At 54.7% G+C, this 19,002-nt stretch carries 14 protein-coding genes; 8 read left to right on the top strand and 6 right to left on the bottom strand.

Features of this window, described 5'->3' with window-relative positions; genetic code table 11:
• Window positions 1-4 precede the first annotated feature (4 nt).
• The 4 genes from leuS to fliS all read left to right on the top strand — a co-directional run bounded on the left by leuS (window position 5) and on the right by fliS (window position 5,884).
• Window positions 5-2,836, top strand: coding sequence for a leucine--tRNA ligase (gene leuS / locus VN12_RS09040; protein ID WP_146676515.1), 2,832 nt, complete (start codon window positions 5-7; stop codon window positions 2,834-2,836).
• Between the two features lie 27 nt (window positions 2,837-2,863).
• Window positions 2,864-3,790, top strand: coding sequence for an N-acetyl-gamma-glutamyl-phosphate reductase (gene argC, locus VN12_RS09035; RefSeq protein WP_146676514.1), 927 nt, complete (start codon window positions 2,864-2,866; stop codon window positions 3,788-3,790).
• A 44-nt stretch (window positions 3,791-3,834) separates the two neighbouring features.
• The gene (locus tag VN12_RS09030; RefSeq protein WP_146676513.1) at window positions 3,835-5,265 is read left to right on the top strand and encodes a phytoene desaturase family protein; all 1,431 of its coding nucleotides are present in this window, start codon (window positions 3,835-3,837) and stop codon (window positions 5,263-5,265) included.
• Window positions 5,266-5,425: 160 nt separating this feature from the next.
• On the top strand, window positions 5,426-5,884 hold the full coding sequence (gene fliS / locus VN12_RS09025) for a flagellar export chaperone FliS (protein ID WP_146676512.1): 459 nt from the start codon (window positions 5,426-5,428) through the stop codon (window positions 5,882-5,884).
• A gap of 45 nt (window positions 5,885-5,929) precedes the next feature.
• Here fliS and VN12_RS09020 read toward each other — a convergent pair whose 3' ends face one another.
• Window positions 5,930-8,245, bottom strand: coding sequence for a hypothetical protein (locus VN12_RS09020; RefSeq protein ID WP_168164306.1), 2,316 nt, complete (start codon window positions 8,243-8,245; stop codon window positions 5,930-5,932).
• Window positions 8,246-8,527: 282 nt separating this feature from the next.
• The gene (locus tag VN12_RS09015) at window positions 8,528-9,709 is read right to left on the bottom strand and encodes an iron-containing alcohol dehydrogenase (RefSeq protein WP_146676510.1); all 1,182 of its coding nucleotides are present in this window, start codon (window positions 9,707-9,709) and stop codon (window positions 8,528-8,530) included.
• A gap of 349 nt (window positions 9,710-10,058) precedes the next feature.
• Here VN12_RS09015 and VN12_RS09010 point away from each other — a divergent pair, with 349 nt between their 5' ends.
• Window positions 10,059-11,462, top strand: coding sequence for an outer membrane beta-barrel protein (locus tag VN12_RS09010; RefSeq protein WP_240491372.1), 1,404 nt, complete (start codon window positions 10,059-10,061; stop codon window positions 11,460-11,462).
• 91 nt (window positions 11,463-11,553) lie between these two features.
• Here the strand turns inward: VN12_RS09010 and VN12_RS09005 are convergent, their stop codons facing one another.
• Both VN12_RS09005 and VN12_RS09000 read right to left on the bottom strand, forming a co-directional pair.
• Entirely contained in the window at window positions 11,554-12,975 is a 1,422-nt protein-coding gene (locus tag VN12_RS09005) for a sigma-54-dependent transcriptional regulator (RefSeq protein WP_146676509.1), read from the bottom strand.
• A gap of 23 nt (window positions 12,976-12,998) precedes the next feature.
• The gene (locus VN12_RS09000; RefSeq protein ID WP_168164305.1) at window positions 12,999-14,210 is read right to left on the bottom strand and encodes a two-component system sensor histidine kinase NtrB; all 1,212 of its coding nucleotides are present in this window, start codon (window positions 14,208-14,210) and stop codon (window positions 12,999-13,001) included.
• Window positions 14,211-14,648: 438 nt separating this feature from the next.
• Between VN12_RS09000 and VN12_RS08995 the strand changes: the two genes are divergently transcribed.
• Window positions 14,649-14,861: a hypothetical protein gene (locus VN12_RS08995; RefSeq protein ID WP_146676507.1), complete on the top strand. Its 213-nt coding sequence runs from the start codon at window positions 14,649-14,651 to the stop codon at window positions 14,859-14,861.
• Between the two features lie 136 nt (window positions 14,862-14,997).
• Here VN12_RS08995 and VN12_RS08990 read toward each other — a convergent pair whose 3' ends face one another.
• Together VN12_RS08990 and VN12_RS08985 are read right to left on the bottom strand one after the other, a co-directional pair.
• The gene (locus VN12_RS08990) at window positions 14,998-15,861 is read right to left on the bottom strand and encodes a class I SAM-dependent methyltransferase (RefSeq protein ID WP_146676506.1); all 864 of its coding nucleotides are present in this window, start codon (window positions 15,859-15,861) and stop codon (window positions 14,998-15,000) included.
• Window positions 15,862-16,021: 160 nt separating this feature from the next.
• Window positions 16,022-16,711 (bottom strand): hypothetical protein, encoded by a 690-nt coding sequence (locus VN12_RS08985; protein ID WP_146676505.1) that lies wholly within the window; start codon window positions 16,709-16,711, stop codon window positions 16,022-16,024.
• A 117-nt stretch (window positions 16,712-16,828) separates the two neighbouring features.
• Between VN12_RS08985 and VN12_RS08980 the strand changes: the two genes are divergently transcribed.
• Together VN12_RS08980 and VN12_RS08975 are read left to right on the top strand one after the other, a co-directional pair.
• Entirely contained in the window at window positions 16,829-17,644 is an 816-nt protein-coding gene (locus tag VN12_RS08980; RefSeq protein WP_146676504.1) for an inositol monophosphatase family protein, read from the top strand.
• Window positions 17,645-17,830: 186 nt separating this feature from the next.
• Window positions 17,831-18,931 (top strand): BBP7 family outer membrane beta-barrel protein, encoded by a 1,101-nt coding sequence (locus tag VN12_RS08975; protein WP_146676503.1) that lies wholly within the window; start codon window positions 17,831-17,833, stop codon window positions 18,929-18,931.
• Window positions 18,932-19,002 lie beyond the last annotated feature (71 nt).

The raw sequence follows: 19,002 nt of genomic DNA, 5'->3' as shown, positions 1-19,002 counted from the left end.
CAGAATGCCTCGTTACAACCCCGCCGTTATCGAACCCAAGTGGCAAAACTATTGGGAATCGAACAAAACCTTTCGATGCCCCGAGTTGCCTGCAGGTGATAAGGTCTATGTCTTGGACATGTTCCCTTACCCCAGCGGTGAAGGCCTCCACGTAGGTCACCCTGAGGGGTACACTGCGACCGATATCGTCGCTCGCTATTCCCGAATGCGTGGCAAGACCGTTTTGCACCCAATGGGGTACGATGCCTTTGGGCTTCCCGCCGAGGAGTATGCGATCCGGACCAATACGCCGCCTCGCGTAAGTACGGAAAAGAACATCGCCAACTTCACACGCCAGTTGAAGATGTTGGGCTTTTCTTACGATTGGGATCGAAGTTTGGCAACCACCGACGTCGCCTATTTCAAATGGACCCAGTGGATCTTCCTCGAGCTATTCGATACTTGGTACGACCCCGCGCAACAAAAAGGACGTCCCATCGCCGAACTGCCCATCCCTTCGGACGTGCAATCGGCCGGTGAGCATGCCGTCGCAGCCTATCGAGACCGCCATCGATTGGCCTATCAGGATGAGGCGCTGGTGAACTGGTGCCCCGGTCTCGGTACGGTATTGGCCAACGAGGAAGTGATCGATGGAAAGAGCGAGCGGGGTAGCCATCCCGTTCAACGCATCCCATTGAGGCAGTGGATGCTCCGAATCACCGCCTACGGCGATCGACTATTGAACGATCTCGATGCTTTGGACTGGTCTCCGAGCATCAAAAAACTGCAAGCCGACTGGATCGGTCGCAGCACGGGTGCCGAAGTGGATTTCCCGGTTTGCAGCGCGGAGGCCTTCGCATCATGGAAGGCATCTCGCGCAACACGACCTTTCCCCGAAGTCCAGCCGGATGACTCGATCCGCGTTTACACGACGCGTCCAGATACTCTCTATGGCGCGACCTACATGGTCATCGCTCCGGAACACCCACTTGTTAAGAAGATTGTTACGTCCGCTCAGAAAGAAGCGGTAGTCAAGTACTGCGAGGCAGCTGCATTCAAGAGCGATCGAGATCGTACCGACGGGGACAAGAAAAAGACCGGTGTCTTCTCAGGTGCGTATGCGATCAACCCCGTCACGGGAACTCCCATTCCCGTTTGGATCGCCGACTATGTGCTGATTGGATATGGAACGGGAGCCATCATGGCTGTTCCTGCGCACGATGATCGCGATTTCGAGTTCGCGACTGCTTACCATTTGCCCGTGGTTTGCGTCGTGCGCCCCGAATGTGCCGGGGAGGCATTGCAGAGCATTCTCGACGGGACTGCGTGCTACACGGGGCCGGGCAAAGCGATGAACAGTGGGCCGCTCGACGGTTTGGGAACCGACGACGCGAAAGCAAAGATGATTTCGATTCTTTCAGAATCGGGCATTGCCAAGGGTGCGGTGAACTACAAACTGCGAGATTGGCTTTTCAGTCGGCAGCGATTCTGGGGCGAACCCTTCCCGATCCTTCATGAGCTGGATTCGGACGGAAATCCGACGGGTCGGATGCGGGGCGTGGATCGCGATCAACTCCCTGTTGATTTGCCTCACCTCGAGGATTTCAAACCCCATGGTCGCCCTGAGCCCCCTTTAGCGAAGGCTGCGGACGAGTGGCTATACGTCACAATCGATGGAAAGCGTTATCGCCGCGAAACGAACACCATGCCGCAGTGGGCCGGTTCCTGCTGGTATTACTTGCGATTTATCGACCCCAACAACGACAAGGCCCTGGTCGATCGAGAGAAGGAGCGAGCGTGGATGCCCGTCGATCTTTACGTCGGTGGAGCCGAGCACGCCGTTCTACACCTGCTCTATGCGCGGTTCTGGCACAAGGTCCTTTACGATCGCGGACATGTTTCGCATCCGGAGCCGTTTCAGAAGCTGGTGAACCAAGGGATGATTCTAGGTGAAGTGGAATTCACCGGGTATCAAAGGAGCGATTCCACGTGGGTCAGCACCGCATCGATCGAAAAAGGGGAATCGGGATTTGTCGAGCGCGCGACCAAGCAACCGGTTCAATCGGTCAAGGTCGACGAGACCGCCGTAACCAAATCCGGGGATTGCTTTGTTCTCCTCGCTGATGAGTCGATTCGCGTGGATAGCCGCGCCCACAAGATGTCCAAGTCGCGAGGAAACGTCATCAATCCAGATTCGGTGGTTTCCGAATATGGTGCCGATTCGCTTCGTCTCTACGAAATGTTTATGGGCCCTTTGGAGGCGACCAAGCCTTGGAGCACGAAGGGGGTCAATGGCGTTCGCAATTTCCTCGATCGCGTTTGGCGACTCATGATCGATACGCAAAGCGACACCAACGCGTTGGTCGACTCGGTCCAAGATATCGCGCCGACACCGGAGCAGAATCGCGTCATCCATAGCACGATCATGAACGTCACCAAGGATATCGAATCGCTCGGAGTCAACACGCCGATCGCCCGGATGATGGAGTTCGTCAACTTTTTTACAAAAGAAGCCGTTCGACCGAAGAAGGCGATGGAGACTCTCGTCTTGCTATTAGCACCCTATGCCCCCCACATCGCTGAAGAGTTGTGGGAAGCGCTCGGGCATACGACCTCGCTCGCCTACCAGCCTTGGCCGGCGTTCGATGAAGCATTGACGAAATCGAGCGAAGTGGAGGTCCCTTTGCAGATCAATGGCAAGGTACGCGCGAAGGTGCTTGTTCCGGCCGATGCGACCGGTGAACAGCTGGAAGCGGCCGCGCGGGGTCATGAACGCATTCATGAACTGCTCGAAGGAAAGCAGATTGTGAAAGCGATCGTCGTTCCGGGACGTATGGTCAATTTCGTGGTCAAGTAATCGCGCAGTCCAACTAGGGAACCCACTATGGCACGGATCTTTATCGATGGCGAGGCAGGAACGACAGGTCTGCAAATCCGCGAACGATTGGTTGAGCTTCCTCAATTCGAATTGGTAAGCATCGACCCAGCGGCGAGAAAAGATCCCCAAGCGAAGAAGCAGCTTCTTGGGGGTGTCGACTTCGTCATTCTCTGTCTGCATGATGATGCAGCCAGGGAAACGGTTGCGCTCGTCGACTCCCTTGCCAACGCGAAGAAACCGCGCATCATCGACGCTAGCACAGCCCACCGCGTGGCGGAGGGATGGACGTACGGATTCCCTGAATTGGATCGCGGGCAGCCTGAACGAATCCGGATTTCCGATCGTGTATCCAATCCTGGATGTTACCCGACCGGAGGCATCGGTCTCACTCGGCCTCTCATCCAAGCCGGCTGGATGCCGAGCGATTACCCGCTCGTCGTGCAGGGTTTTAGCGGTTACTCGGGAGGGGGACGGCAAATGATCGAAGCCTACGAGGCGACCGATCCTGCTCAAAAAGCACCACCCCTCGATGTCTATGGCCTGCAACTGAAGCACAAGCATGTTCCAGAATTGCAGAAGTACACAGGGCTGACACGGAGACCGATTTTCTTGCCGTCGGTCGGCTCCTTTCACAGCGGTATGATTGTGGAGGTCGCGGTCCATTTCGATTTGTTGCGAGGCGTTTCCAAAATTCGTCAGCTCGAAGAGTGCCTTCGGGAGCATTACGCGGGTTGCGAATTTGTGAGCGTGGTGCCGCCCACGGAAAGTGGACGAGTCGAAGCCCAATCGCTCAACGGGACCAATCGCATGGAGCTCAGCGTCTTTGGAGACGATTTGCTCCAGCAGGCGGTATTGATTGCCAAGCTGGATAATTTAGGGAAAGGGGCCAGCGGTGCCGCTGTCCAAAACCTTCGATTGATGTCGGGCCTTTAAGAATTCGTTGATACCTTTCCAACTCAACCAACGCAAATCCGTCCATGTCATCCCCTTCCAAGCTCACAGTGAACGAACCCTACGACACCATCATTATCGGTGCGGGGATGAGCGGTTTGGCGGCGGGCATTCGATTGGCCCACTACGACCAGAAGGTTTGCATTCTGGAAAAGCACTGGACTATCGGCGGACTGAATTCTTTCTACCGGCTCAACGGCAGAAACTTCGACGTCGGTCTCCATGCGATGACGAATTTCACGGCGAAGGGGACCAAGAAAGGGCCCTTGGCCAGGCTCCTCAAGCAATTGCGGTTTCGATGGGAAGATTTTCAACTGGCAGAGCAGTGCGGTTCTCGGATTGCGTTTCCCGGCGTGCATTTGGACTTTGACAACGATATCCACCTACTGCAAACCGAGGTCGAGCAAAAGTTTCCTAAGCAGAAGGATGCATTTCAGAAACTACTTGGACAATTGATCGACTACGACGATCTCAAGCAGGAGGATTTTCAGCTCTCCACGCGCCAGATCTTGAACGAAATCTTCAGCGATCCCTTGCTCATCGAAATGCTTCTTTGTCCCTTGATGTGGTATGGGAACGCTCGGGAGCACGACATGGACTGGGGGCAATTCTGCATCATGTTTCGCAGTATCTTTCTGGAGGGATTCGCCCGGCCCTTCAAGGGAGTGCGATTGATCCTGAAGCATTTGGTTCGACGCTATCGCGAGCTGGGTGGCGAACTACGACTGCGAAGCGGCATCGCGAAGATCTGTGTCGAAGAGGGGCGTGCCGTCGGAGTGGAATTGGAAGACGGAACCCAACTGAGGGCGAATCGAATTCTATCAAGTGCCGGAATCGTCGAAACGATGCGACTATGTGAAGACCGGACGGTCGAGGAGGTAGCGACCGCGGGCGAGATGACATTCATCGAATCCATCTCGGTACTTGATCGCCAGCCCCGCGATATCGGTTTCGATAAAACGATTGTGTTCTACAACGACTCGGAAACGTTCCATTGGACCAAACCCACGACGGAGTTGTGCGATATTCGAACGGGAGTCATCTGCTCCCCCAACAATTACGACTACGCACCCGATGACGGACAGTTGGAAGCAGGTTTGATGCGATTGACAACGATCGCCGACTTCCAGCGATGGTCGTCGTTAACTGAGGACGAATATCGACGAGCCAAGTATCGCTGGTACGATGAGTCCGTCGCGTCGGCAGTTCGGTTTATTCCCGACTTTAGACGAAACGTCGTCGACAGCGATATTTTCACTCCCAAGACCATTCGTCGCTTCACGTCTCACGACAACGGCGCGGTGTATGGAGCCCCTGTCAAGCAACTGGACGGGACGACGCGTCTGAAGAACTTGTATTTGTGTGGTACCGACCAAGGCTTCGTGGGGATCGTCGGTGCGATTGTGAGTGGAATATCGATGGCGAACCAACACTGCCTCCGCGATGTCGCGTCGTAGGCAGCATTGTTGGACTTTAACGGTTTTGCCGTTTCAGTTCTTCTTCCATTCAAAAAAAGAGCCTGCAGAATCAAGCTGGAACGCAAAGGATGCCGATTCGTCGGGCAGAGTGTAAGGGTTCTGCTGCCCTTTCAAGTTGTCACGGTCGATCGAGCGTTCCATGGATTCACAAGAAGCATTTCTGAGACAAGAGGTCGAGTCAGCGACTCCCGCGAAGCTGAGATTTCTGCTGCTTCAGAAAGCTCATGGACTGTCCCTTGTTGTCCAAGATCTGTGGAAACAAGGCAAGCATGCCGAGGCGGACCAATGGGCATTGCGAATCCAGGATATCATCACTGAATTGCTAGCAGGTGTTGTCGATCCCAAGCATGAGCTTGCTCAGATCACGACGGACCTGTATGTTTTCATGTCGAAGTTGATCGCTGCTGTCGTGGTCGAACGGGACGCAGAAGCGATGCAAAACGTTTCTGAAATCTTAGAGATCGAGATGGAAACGTGGGCCATGTTCGTTCGCAAAGAAGCGATCGAAAGCAGCGGCGGCATGGTGCCACCGCCTCATTTTCAATCGACCTCCGCGTCGTACGAAGAGTCGACCTCGTCGTTCTCATTTCAGGCCTAACTCCCCCCTGGCAGGCAGGCGTTCATCTGCGAGTTGGCGAGCGTGCTACGGTGCTCCGTCATTCTCCTCGATTCTGGGAAATATGCCGGCGTCAGGGGTCGGTGCAGGGGGAAGTTCGGACGCTTTGGCGTGGAGCAGGACGAGCGTGCGTTTTTTCGTTTGTGTTGTGGACGGCGCGATCGCTAGTCGGCTTTTATCTTGATCGGTCCATCCGATTGCGATGCACTCGCCACGACCGAGTGGATATTGACTGGCGACCAACTCGAGAAGACTACCCAGGTACAAATCGTCGAACGCTTCATCGCCGTGCCATTTGGTGCCATCAGCTCGCAGCACATCTGGCCTCTTCAAAATGGGGTTTTTATCCCAGTTCGGGTGCCAGCGTTCGATTTTGTCACCGTCGAACCACTGCACCTCTGTGGACTCACCGGTCGCTAGATCTCCGATCCAACCAATTTGTAGTTCCCCCTGTTGATTCAGTTGAAGGACCGCCAAATCCAAGAGGGGAATTTGCGTACCATTGGACCAGCTGATCGTGTTTTCCTGGTCATTGAACGATGCTTGGAATCCTCCACCTAGATCGACCATCTCCTCGGCTTGCAGCAACCCGGTCGTATTGGAGAGGACCGAATGATTCTGTAAACCGCTCGCTTCGGAATCCGCGTAGGTGTAGGGGACTTTTGCCGTCACGGTCCGCCGTGAGAAGGGGGCATCGGTTTTGGGAGGTAGCATCGGAGTAACTATCCCGATGTCTTCTTCGTACTGAGCTTTGTATTGGGTGGATAGAGAGGTGTAGAGGGCCGTGTAACTGGAGAGGATCCCCCTGGGGTGCTGGGCGTGAGCCTCGAGAATTCCATACGTCTGCTGGCTTCTCGAGAATCCGACGTCCAATTGAACGCTCCTCGCCACAACGAACGCGCCGATGATCGAGATGATGGGAGCGGCCACCCAAGCAAGCTCGACTCGGCCGACCAATCGGAAGACCAACCAGTTCAACGGGACCAGAACGATGAGATACCCAACCAGCAACTTGATAACGGTTTCTAAACGCGGAACAGTGATCCCTGAGGCTTCTTGCAGTCCTGATCGCGCGGCGAGGACAATTTCCGAATCGGGATTCCAAGCCCCGAGACTTGTTTTCTTCGATGCCGGAAACCGCGCGGATTGATCTTTGACGGGTGTGTCCGGCTTTGGATTGGTCATCATCGATATATCGAGATCGCGAGCCCAAATTCTCAACCGGGTAGAGTGAAGTGGATTCATCTCGGTACCTTGTAAGGAACCCGCATAGAGAGTGTCGATGTCGGGGGCGGGAGAAAGGGTTCGCGGTGGCTTTCGCAAGATTGCGTTGTGGATCAGTGAATCGTATGAGGGCCACCGAACAAACGAACTATCCGACATGGGGAACGTCGTCATGACGACTCGTCCTTGTCCTACCAGTCGTTCCGCCACCAGCCCTTCGAGGGAACCGATCCATGAACTTGATTCCGCGAGATCGCCAGTCAGTTTGGAGAGCGTTCGGTCGGCCTGAAACGGAACTAAGGAATCGCCTGCACGGCGGATCGTCCACTTGGAATTGAGCTTCGAGCTGTCATCGTCTGTCCACGCCGTCGTAGCTGTGTTTTGAATCGGAGCGAACTCCTTGAAAAAGGAGCCATCGATGCCACCTACCGCGTCAGGGCCATTGATCACCACGGTTCCTCCGAAGTATAGCCAGTCGAGCAGTGCATCCTGTTGTTCACGGGAGAGGAGGGATGGAGATGCGTCGTTGATCACGATGTGAGAGATGGAGGTCATCGCGAAGAATCGGCTGGGGAATTGACCTGCGATTTCATCTTCGTCGAGATCGTAGACTTTGTGTGGAGCGAATCGTTCGTTTGTTAATCGCGCGTTGGATGGCCAAAACATGCAGGGCAACCCGCGCCAAAACATGTAGCGAGCAGGATCGGCGCTGAGGGTGATCAAGTTGTATTGGTATCCGTCCAGCAGACGGGAGGGGAATTCCTCCAGATATACCGGGACACCGCTCCGACGTTCGATATAGGCGATTCCCAAATAAGACGGTGTGCTGGTGGACGTAGTGTCGACCTCCCCTTCGTTGTTCACGGGGACGTCCGGTTGAAAGAACATCAACCGGATGTTCTTTGACTGGCCACGGGCGAGGGATAGTTTTCGTTGGAAGTCGATCGGCGCGTAGCCCGGGTAAATGGGGACAGGTTTGCGATCGCGATCATAGATCATCAAACTGGCTGCCAGGGCTTCGTCTGCTTCATTGGCCGTCAGTTTCTGGTTGGCTTGATACCAATGACCAGGCTTGAGAAACATCCCCACTGTTTCGCGAGCATAGGGAATCGCACGCATCTCGTCTCGATCCAGGCGTTTCGACTTTTTTTCATCCTCTTGGTTGGTGGACAAAGAGTTCGCACCCGGAGTGCAGCCGCGGCACCCTGCAAACAACGTCAGAAGTAGGATCCAAACGAGTGAGGCAGGGCGACGAGACATAGAAGGCCTATGGAACAATAGGGAAGAGATTTAGACGAGCGTTGCAGGTGCGGCCCATCCGCGTCGAGCTGGCTATTGTAGACGATTTGCCGGGGCATCTCGCCCAGGCGCCACGCCCGCGAAGAATTGCGGGTGGGATCGCTAGGACTGCGGCGAGGCCAACGCGAGTTGGTAGAGGTCCAGCATGTCAGCTTCGCTAACCGATCTGGGGTTGAAGCCTGCGGTCCATTGTTTGACGGCGCCTGAAGCCAGGGTTCGCAGGAGCGAGTCGGATTCGGTGGCATCGCTCGGCCAGCCTTCCAGTTGTCGCAAAGTGGTAGCGAGACCGGCCTCGCTCAGCCAGTGGGTCATTTGCCCTGCCAGCTGCTCGGCTGGGGGGACACCTGCTGAACCTGGATGGGCTGCGTTTTTCATCAATGTTTCGTAGCGATCTCCGACGACCGGGCTGTTGAAGCGGATCACATGGGGCATCATCAATCCGACCGCTTGCCCGTGGGGAGTTCCCAGATTTGCGGTGAGGGGATTGGCGAGGGCATGGGCTGCCCCCAACATGGAGGCCTCGATCGCCATGCCGGCAAATGCGGCACCTAAGAGCATATCCCCGCGAGCTTGCAGATCCATGGGATGGTGAATGACTCGAGAGAACCCGGAAGTCAAGCGGCGCCAGGCTTCCAGTGAGTAGCACTCCGACATGGGATTGCGTCGATTGCAGACGAACGTTTCGAGCGCGTGGGTCAAAGCATCGATCCCAGTCAAAGCCGTGACGCGGGCGGGTTGTGTTAAGGTGAGGACAGGGTCGAGCATCGCGATGCGGCACGCAGCACGCGGGTCGCCACAAGCCATCTTGACGTGGGTTTCTGAGTCGCTGATGAGGGCGAAGGATTGCGTTTCGCTGCCTGTTCCGGCCGTCGTTGGAATGGCGATCATCGGCAGGAGAGGCCCGGTTGCCTTTCCAACCCCCCAATAATCGTGGATTCGACCGCCACAGGAATAGATGAAATTAATCCCCTTCGCGCAGTCCATGCTGGAACCGCCGCCGAGTCCTACGATCAAATCCGGCCGAAAAGACTTCGCCACCTGAACCCCGTCATCTACGTGGCGAGTAGAGGGATTCTCGGTAAAGGAATGGAAACCGACCACTTGCAGGTGGGCATTTTGTAAGCTCTCGCGACCTCGGTCAAAGATTCCTGCTTGCACGACCCCTGGGTCGCTTACCAAAAGGACTCTCGTGCTGTCCAGCTCCTTTGCTAGCACACCGAGTTGATCGATACAATTGGCTCCGAAAAGAATGCGGGGCCGAAGTTGGTAATCGAATGCCTGCATTGATTCTATTGGGTTAGCGAAATCGCTCGGAGGCGATGGAGAAGCGATGATCGGGGGAGGGGAGGCATGGGAGAGGGGTATTACATTCTATCTTAACGGAACAGTTTACCAAAACTGCCACCCTCCGGTTGTAAGAGTCATACAGTAGCTTATTCTTCGCATGAATTCTATGAAGAACTGTGTCCGATAACGATGGCGAGTACCCGTTCACGGAAGAACCAACTCAACCCGCTCTCCCGGGATTGTAGCCTGCTGTTCGACCGTGAGCTTTATAGGAGATTGGCCATACAGGTTCGGCCGTTTCCAACGCTATAGCGTTCCGTTCGTTCAGGATAGGAGTTCCAGAACTATGAAATTAAGCAAAGTAGCGCTCTCTGCAATGATTGCAGGCGCTTGCTTAGGGGGAACGGCCTTCGGTCAAAGCAACCGAACTGCTCCTCGCTATTACCCAGCTTCTTACTACAGCTACAACGAAGATGGAGCTTCCACACAAGCTCCAGCTCCGATTACCTCTGCTAGCGATGCTGGAAAGTCCAGTGCACCAGCACCGATCGCCTCGTCCGCTTGCTGCGATAACTCGCCAGCATGCGATGTGGCTGCGATTTGCGACGGCAAATCCAGCTGCGACGGCTTGGGTGGTTGCGATAACTCGTCGTGCGGAAGTTGTTTTGGTGGCGGTCTCCTCGGAGATTGCTGCATCGGCGAGCCATGGAAATTGTTCCCATGCGGGATCGCTGGATTGAATGTGGGCGGGTGGACCAGCGTTGGGTATCATTCCCATCAAAACCCATTCAGCTTCAACACCTACGACAGCCGAGTTCAGTTGGGCCAGCAATGGTTCTTCGCTGAGAAGGTTGCCGACGGAAGTGAAGGCCTCGGATTCGGTGGACGTATCGACTACGTTTACGGTACCGATGCTCCCGACACCCAAGCGTTCGGAACCCCAGGCCGCTTCGACGACTCGTGGGACAACGGTGGTGCTTATGGGCACGCACTGCCACAAGTCTACGGCGAAGTCGCGTCGGGTGACTTGAGCATGAAGATCGGTCGTTTCTTCACGATCGTCGGGAACGAAGTTGTCGGTGCGACCGGTAACTTCTTCTACAGCCGTCAGTTCACGTTCTACAACGCAGAACCCTTCACCCACACCGGTGCTTTGGGAACTTACAATGTCGACGACGACACGCAACTGTATGGCGGATACGTCATGGGTTGGGACAGTGGATTCGACGACAACGGTGATGCGTACCTGAGCGGTTTCAAACGAGTTCTCAGCGACGATTTGACGGTTGTGTACTCTTCCGCTCTCGGACGTTTCGGCGATCGCACCGATCCTCGTGAGCGAGGCGGAGTGCACAGCTTGGTTCTGACAGCTGGCTTGACCGAAAAGCTGACGTACATCAATCAAACCGACGTACTGTTCACGCGAAACGTATCGGGTGCTGCTCACCGAAACACATTCGGTAACATTCACTACTTGATTTACCAACTCAACGATTGCGTCTCCTTGGGACAACGCTTTGAGTGGTTCAACTACGGTGGTGAAGGCTTCAGTGCAGGCAGCAACCGATTCGCTGGCAACTCGAACAACGATCTGTACAACTACACGGTCGGTGTGAACTATCGCCATAACGCGAACCTCATGTTCCGACCTGAAGTCCGCTGGGTATGGGATAAAGCTAACTACGGCTTCAATGAGAATGCAGATTCCAGCCAAGCTGCCTTTGGCGGTGACATGGTCTTCACGTTCTAATCCAACGTGTTGAAAATCGTTCTCCTGAACGACAACATCCAACGACACACCTCGCGTTCAGCGAGGTGTGTTCGTTTCATCAGTTCCAACTTTAAGATGTTTGGGCTTCTGTCGAACGGCCCTTCGTTCGAAAGGAATGAATATCCAACCCCAGGCGGACGATCGCTTTGTGAAGGCCTTGGCGGGTAATGCCCGCTGCCTTGGCGGCCTGCGACACGTTTCCTTGGTATTGGGCGAGCAAGCCCTCGAGATAGAGTTTTTCGCTTTGCGCGTGTTGACCGTGCCAGCTGGGTAATTCGCGTTGCCGTTTGGGTGCGGTGTCCATCGATCCCTGCATGACCGGGGCGCTCGATGTGACTTGCTTAGAAAGCGAGGCTGCAATATCGGTCGAATAAATTGTCTGGCCTTTCGCCAAGCAACCGCAACGCTCGATCGTATTTTGGAGCTCGCGAACATTGCCGGGCCAACTGTAGTTTCGCAACGCTTCGATGGCGGTCGGATGAAGCGTCCACTTGGGTTTGCGGTCGCGCTGGGCAATGCGATCCAAGAAATGTTGAGCGAGCATCTCCATATCGTCGATGCGGTCTCGCAACGGCGGAGGCACAACCTCCAAGACGGAAAGACGGTAATACAGGTCGAGTCGGAACTTCCCTCTGGAGACTTCCGCAGATAAGTCGCGGTTGGTTGCCGCGATGACGCGGGCATCGACGCGCACCTCTTCGGTTCCCCCAACGGGAATGAAAGTACCAAACTGCAGGACTCGCAGAAGCTTCGCCTGCATGGGCAGCGGAAGTTCGCCGATCTCATCCAAGAACACCGTCCCTCGATCGGCCTGTGCGATCAATCCCATTTTGTCCGCGGTCGCGCCAGTGAAGGATCCTTTCACATGTCCGAACAATGTCGACTCGATCAGACTTTCTGGAATCGAGGCGCAGTCGATTGTGATATAAGGCTGGTTCGATCGCAAACTCGCTTGATGGATCTCTCTCGCGATCAACTCTTTGCCTGTCCCGCTTTCGCCTCGAACAAGGACTGTTGCATTGGAATGGGAGACGCGGTCGAGCCATGCTTTCAGATCTTGCATGGCAGCGCTTTCGCCCAAGATCTCGCGGTAAGCGCCGCTTCGGAATTCCTGTTTGGCAACGCCGTTGGGCAACGCACGATGAATCGAGTGAAGCAAATCAGCAAGCTCAAATGGTTTTAGGAAATAATCGTGGATTCCCAGTCGAATGCCCTCGATCGCACTCGGCAACGTGGGCCTACCTGTAACGACTACGAATGGAGTGTGAGCAAATCGCTTGCGGCAAGCCTGCAGCAACTCCAAATCGCGATTGCCTGGCATATCCAAGTCCGCAATGATGGCCTGAAACTCTTGCGTCTCCAGCGCCTTCAACGCCGCGTGGCCATCCATGACGTAGTTCACTTGGTAACCGTGGTTTCGTAGATAGCGCGAGGTTGTTTCACCGAACAGCGGCTCGTCGTCTGCTAATAGAATGGATGGAAGTGGATTCATTGCGACAGACCTTTTCCTTTGACCTAGATACCTGCTGACTTCGATTCGATTCTTGCCGATGCGCTTACGACGGGGAGTTCGATGACGAAGGTGGCTCCCCCTCCGTCGGTACTCTGAGCTTCAATAAAACCGCCCATGGCCGTCGCCAGGCTCTGCGAAATCGCTAACCCCAACCCTGTCCCCTCCTTCTCTCTTCCCTGTTTGGTGGTGAAGAAAGGTTCAAACAATCGAGGGAGCATATCGGCCGGAATTCCATGGCCATGATCGCGCACACGAATCCTGAGTCTCTCTTGTTCGTGGCTATCCAGTTCGACTTCGATCAACCCCCCTTCCACGGAGGCTTGCACAGCGTTGAGGATTACATTGTATAGGATCTGTTTGAGCTCCTGTTCGAAACCGACGATCCAACACGCTTCGGGCCAATGGACGCGCTGGAATTCCGGTTTCGTCGCGCCAAACTGTGTTTCAATCATGACGATGACATCGTCCATCGTCTTCAATAAATCGAACGCGTCGGGAGGGGAGAGATTGGGCCTATAAAGCTGATAGAGCTGCCTGAGAATTCGGATGATTCGTTCGATTTCGTTGTCGACGAGACGAAACATTTCGAGAGCATCCACAGAAAGCTGGTTTTCATCCTGGATCAGTCGTATGGCGTTCTTAATCCCGGCCATCGGATTATTGATCTCATGAGCCACCTTCGCAGCGATTACCCCTAAGGCCGCTAACTTCTCGTTTTGAATCTGCTTGTTGCGGAGTTCTACAATCTGGGAAGCTCTCGCCTGCGCTAACTCTTCCAAGTGGATGTTGTATTTCGTCTTTTCCTCTTCGAGCGCCTTGCGATCGCAGATGTCTCGCATGCTCATTCGGATCCCTATTCGACCTCCATTGGCGACCACAAGCGGTTGCCAGGATACGGCGAACCAGTGCCAACTTTTATCTTTCTTTACGATCCGAAATTCGCGATCGTTTCCTGATCCTCCTTGAATCGCGGATGCCAGGATCGATTGCATGGTGGGGCGATCTGGTTCTGCAACAATCTCCAACGGATACTCCTGCATGCCCAGACACTCAGTCATGCTGAAGCTTGTAAGTCGTTCTACCGCGGGATTAACCCAAATCAGTTTCCCATCGAGATCGAGCCAAGACTCCCAGTCGTAGGTGCAGTCCGCTACAAATCGAAAGATCTCTCGCTGTGCTTGCTTTGACAACGAGGAATACGAGTAGGCGTTCATGGCAGGGGAAAGCTTAGTGGGGGAGGAAGGACTCCTCATTGTACCCTTACGTGCACCTGAGGCCATATCGTTGAAGCGAAATTGATGTCCGAGCGAGCCGTGTCACGGAAGACGGTAACGGTAGTTGACACTGGGAATTCGGATGTCCATCGTTCTCCGGCGCCGCGATGTGGATTGCGATAGCGCTCGAATCCGAGTGATAAAAATAATCGGGATGCGTCCCTCTCTGTTGCATTCGATTCTGACTGGAATCGCGTGGAGAAATCCCTATCTCTGCACCTTGCTCTTGGAATTGCGGGTCGATCGGTGGCCCGCTTCGTCATCGCAATCTGCCTGATTGCGTTCGATTGGTACCTCAGTTGCTTTAGATCGCAAGTGTAAAGCGAATGTAAGTTGCTTCGCTAAGAATGGAAAATGCGAAACAAGAGGAGTTACTATATGAAGACGATCCGTTACATCGTCGCAGCGGTTGTTGCAACAGGGATGTTGTCGATCGTTGCACCAGCGGATGCGAAAGTTCGAGATCCCATTTCACGGAAATTCCAACCGGAAAAGGGTTTCTTTGAGGGCAAGTCGACGACCTCCACGAAGAGCCGCCCATCCCAATCCAAGTGGCTCAAGACACGGTCGTGGAATCCGTTGTCCCGTTAAGACCGCTCGGTACGAACCTGAACGATCGAAAGAGCTTGGACCATCACCAAGCTCTTTTCGTTTCATCGCGCGATCCTAGAGAATCGATGCGTTAGTACTCGGTTCAACTCTTTGCAACTATTCTCGACAAGGATCGCTAGACGCGTTGCAATACGAGGATAGTGTCGCACGCGTTGGAATTCAATTTCTGCGTCGAATCGATGTCGTACCAAAAGTCGTGCACGCCTGCGATTTTGAGCTTGGGGCATTTGGCCAACAAGCTCTTGAGTTGATCGACCGTATAGATCCGCAATGTGATGTGATCCGCCAAACGGAACGATTCCTCTTTCTTCTTCACGAGCATCGAAATGCGAAGCTTCTCAAGCCGTGTCTTCATGCTCGTTTCCACGACGGTCAACGCATAGTAGATCGACATGTCATCGGTCTTCGCGGTCCATCGTTCGGTCCCCCATAAATCGCCTCCGCGGGGAAGCAGATGCAAGGACAACACGAAAACCCCGCCGGGCTTCAAGTGATCGGCGACGCAGTTCAAATGAGCGAGAGCGGCCTCCTCGGTTTCCAAATGTCGAAAGGTGTTGATCGCGTTGACGACGGCGTCAAAGGGTTTGTCGAAGTGGAATTGGGTCATATCCCCTACCACTAGTTCGGCTCTGCATCCGTCTTTGTTAAGTTTCGCTTGGCAATAGTCGAGCGATGTGGGGTTGAGATCCAGCCCGGTCATCGCAAACCCTCGTTTTGCCATGTCGCAGATCAGCCTTCCCGACCCACAGCCTGTTTCCAAGACCCGCTCGACTGGGAAGGGGACATACTTGTTGAAGACATTCATTAAGAAGAGGGACTCGGTGGGGGTCTCTTCGAGAAACCCCAACTCATACAGTTCTGGATAGTCGTACCAAGACCGAATCGTCTCCGTCTTTACTTTGGTCGCGGTCCCTTTTTTTGTCGTCGTGCTCTTCTTCGAAGAGGTTTTCGCAGCGGTTGCAGCAGTCGTCTTGGCCAAAACTCAAACTCCATCAATTAGAAATAGAAAATTCGTATGGAAGAGACCATTTGCATCCTTCAGCAACCTCCCCCGTACCAGTTCATCCAACGGGAACATACCTATAAGTACGATATTCAAACCCCGGCATGATATCCGAACCCGGGCAAGAAACGAGTCGCTATGCGGTCAATGGAAGGGGGCTCGCCGCAAACTCCGAGACGATCCTGTCCCAGTCTCCGGGGGCAATCACCTCATTGCTCGTTACGAGTTGAAGGCGCATGCGTCGAATCACACCCTTTTCCATAAAACCACCAAACGCTTTGAACGGCGCGATCGCCGGGGGGGCGAGATCGATCGTCACGTCCTTTTGATCCAGTGGGTGCACAATGAGCCCCGCGGTTCCGTTTCGCAGCGCTACGACCCCAGGTGTCTCTGTAAACCCGGGTGATAGATCCGTTCCAGCACCGTTTCCGAGATTCAGGAGAAGGGTCGGGTGAGCCTCCAACGTCGATGTCTGAACACTTAGCCACATTTCGAGACAGACGCGTTTGGGATCGCTCGGAAGCGCACAAAAGTAGACTTGGTAAGCGAAAGGGAGCGGGGCACGTTCCGCGTAGGCAGCGACCAAATCCTCTCCTCGCACATAAAAATCAGAGGCCGGGAAATCGGAGGGTCGCAAATCCGACCCGGTAGATGGAGCGGTCGGGACGTTGGAGGAAATAGAAGGATCGGTGGGGCAAATCGAGACACCCCAGAGGTATGCGCCATGGTGGAAGAACCGAATCTCAGGGCTCGACTGCAGCGCAACTCGCACTGTCCAATCCCCGGTTTCCCATTGGCCCTCTTGATCATGAAGGATCCAGCTCATCGGCGATTTGCTCCGTTTCCCATCCGTCGTTTTCAGATTTCTCAAAGATCCGATACGATACCCCGCAAGGCATCTAGAAACAAGAAACGAAACGACTAACCCCTCCCAAGTTTACCGATGGAATTCTCTTTATCGAATGCCTTGGTTGTCGCCAAGGATGCAGCGGTTCGAGCCGGGCGTATTTTGGACGAGATGTTGCTTACCGCATCGGTGCGCGAAAAAGGACCGAAGGATTTGGTCACCGACGCAGACATCGCAGCCCAAAAGGAAATCGAGTCGGTCCTGCTGACCGCATTCCCCGATCACGTCTTCATCGGGGAGGAGAGCGGGCTGGAGCTAGGAGCCCATGGGCTTGCGGACGAACCATCCACCCGCGAAGAAGGCCCGTGGACTTGGGTGGTGGACCCGCTGGATGGAACCGCCAATTACGTCCATCGCTTGCCCAACTTCGCGGTGTCGATCGCTTTGGTACGCGGCGATACGGTGTGGATTGGAGTGGTTTACGACCCAATCTCGCGAGAGCTTTTTAGCGCAGTCCGAGGGGAGGGAGCGGACCTCAATGGTGCTGCGATCCGCGCCTCCGGGTGCCACCGGATGGAGGACGCGATGGTTGCTGTCAGCTTTCCCCCGGAGGTTCACCGGGATTCCCCCGAGGTCGAGCAGTTTCTGAATGTGCTCGAGCAAAGTCAAAGCATACGGCGGCTTGGGTCTGCGGCCTTGAACCTTTGTTACGTTGCCGCTGGCCGCCTGGATGCTTATTGGGCCAATCGTCTCAAACCTTGGGATGTCGCGGCCGGGGCATTGATCGTGGAGGAAGCCGGGGCGGTATTGTCGAACCTTTGCGGTGACCAGACAACGATCTGGCGTGGGGAGTACCTGGCTGTAGCCTCCCTCGAGCTCCAGCAGTTGATGATTCAAGCCCTGGGAACATAGGCTGCCGGCGCATTCGCTCCACGTGCTAGCAAAGGAATCAGCCGATTTTTCGGTAGGGTTTACCTAAACCGATTCAACTTCACGGACCGGCAGTTCCGATACTAGCAGCATAACCCAATTTTCTGCGTTCGTTCGGAAACCCCGAACGCATCGTGCTAAGCCTATGGGAACGGTGGAAGCGTCATTATGTCCGTGTTACAGCGTACGATACGAATGTTTGTGATGGCAGCGATGGCTGTCGCGGGTCCAGTTGCTTTCTCACAGAATGGATACCATCCCTCTGCTGTGCCGATGAACTTTGACCCGGATTGGCAGTTCTTTGCTCCGGTACAACTCCAGGATATGGAGGACCTGTCCGCCCGGCAGCGAGCGAATAAAGGGTTCTACGCAACCTACGATCGCGTCCATACCGGAGTAAGCCGATCGGATACCGAAGCTGCGTCCAATGAAATGGACTTCACCTGGGGGAATCGATTCGATTTCGGCTGGATGAAGGAAGACGATAAGGGCTGGATGTTCTCCATCATGAACATCACGGGTCCGAACGCGTACAACATCTATGAACAGAACCGCGTTAACGCGTTCATCGATGAGACCGATGCCGACTTCGAGGACCGCATTTACGAGATCGCCGACAGCCTCAACGTCGGTAACTACGCGAGCTTTGAAGCCAACAAAGTATGGCGGCTCGAACCCTACCGGTACGGTGGGATCCTCGAACCGATGATCGGTATCCGCTACGCTCACTTCCGAGACAGCGCACGGAACGATACGTACGACGTGGACTTTCCGCTCCCGCCAAATGAATTCGGTACGGATCTCGCCGCGGAAACGCTCCTTCGAGAGTACGTGACGACGAACAACCATATGGTTCTCGGTCAAATCGGGTTCCGATACACCAAGCAGGTTCGGCGGTGGACGTTCTCGAACGACGCCAAGGTCTTCGCGGGGCATGTGTTCCAGAGCCAAGGAACGATCAACGAGTCGATCACCTCGTACTTCACCACCGACATCGCTGCGGGAGATGATCCTGTCCAGCAGAACGACCGTACCGGAACCACCTACTCGGGTCGCAGCAACCAAGAATCAACTCTTGGATTCGACCTCAGGGTAGAAGGTGCCTACAAAGCGACCAAGTATCTCGACGTTCGAGCTGGATTCCAGATGCTCTACTACGGACGAGGCATTTGGCGGGGTGCAACAGTCACCAGTGGTGGAAATCAAGACTTGAACGATCAACACTTGATCATGCCGGGATTCACCTTCGGCGTCGCCCTCAACCGATAAGTTCCACAATCGGTTCTCGTGGCTGCGGTTCTCGCAGCCACAGTCGCGATTACAATCTAAAGCCATCCTCA

The organism is Pirellula sp. SH-Sr6A, from assembly GCF_001610875.1.
In the GTDB taxonomy this organism is placed as follows: domain Bacteria; phylum Planctomycetota; class Planctomycetia; order Pirellulales; family Pirellulaceae; genus JBKCUI01.
The sequence above is the reverse complement of the archived record's forward strand: the minus strand, read 5'-3'. Positions and strand labels throughout refer to the sequence as shown.

Excerpts from the sequence above, each read along its gene's own strand:
- VN12_RS09005 (WP_146676509.1), bottom strand. The coding sequence starts at position 12,975 with ATGAATCCACTTCCATCCATTCTATTAGCAGACGACGAGCCGCTGTTC.
- VN12_RS09015 (WP_146676510.1), bottom strand. The coding sequence starts at position 9,709 with ATGCAGGCATTCGATTACCAACTTCGGCCCCGCATTCTTTTCGGAGCC.
- argC (WP_146676514.1), top strand. The coding sequence starts at position 2,864 with ATGGCACGGATCTTTATCGATGGCGAGGCAGGAACGACAGGTCTGCAA.
- VN12_RS09010 (WP_240491372.1), top strand. The coding sequence starts at position 10,059 with ATGAAATTAAGCAAAGTAGCGCTCTCTGCAATGATTGCAGGCGCTTGC.
- leuS (WP_146676515.1), top strand. The coding sequence starts at position 5 with ATGCCTCGTTACAACCCCGCCGTTATCGAACCCAAGTGGCAAAACTAT.
- VN12_RS08980 (WP_146676504.1), top strand. The coding sequence starts at position 16,829 with ATGGAATTCTCTTTATCGAATGCCTTGGTTGTCGCCAAGGATGCAGCG.
- VN12_RS08975 (WP_146676503.1), top strand. The coding sequence starts at position 17,831 with ATGTCCGTGTTACAGCGTACGATACGAATGTTTGTGATGGCAGCGATG.
- fliS (WP_146676512.1), top strand. The coding sequence starts at position 5,426 with ATGGATTCACAAGAAGCATTTCTGAGACAAGAGGTCGAGTCAGCGACT.
- VN12_RS09020 (WP_168164306.1), bottom strand. The coding sequence starts at position 8,245 with ATGCGTGCGATTCCCTATGCTCGCGAAACAGTGGGGATGTTTCTCAAG.
- VN12_RS09030 (WP_146676513.1), top strand. The coding sequence starts at position 3,835 with ATGTCATCCCCTTCCAAGCTCACAGTGAACGAACCCTACGACACCATC.
- VN12_RS08985 (WP_146676505.1), bottom strand. The coding sequence starts at position 16,711 with ATGAGCTGGATCCTTCATGATCAAGAGGGCCAATGGGAAACCGGGGAT.
- VN12_RS08995 (WP_146676507.1), top strand. The coding sequence starts at position 14,649 with ATGAAGACGATCCGTTACATCGTCGCAGCGGTTGTTGCAACAGGGATG.
- VN12_RS09000 (WP_168164305.1), bottom strand. The coding sequence starts at position 14,210 with ATGAACGCCTACTCGTATTCCTCGTTGTCAAAGCAAGCACAGCGAGAG.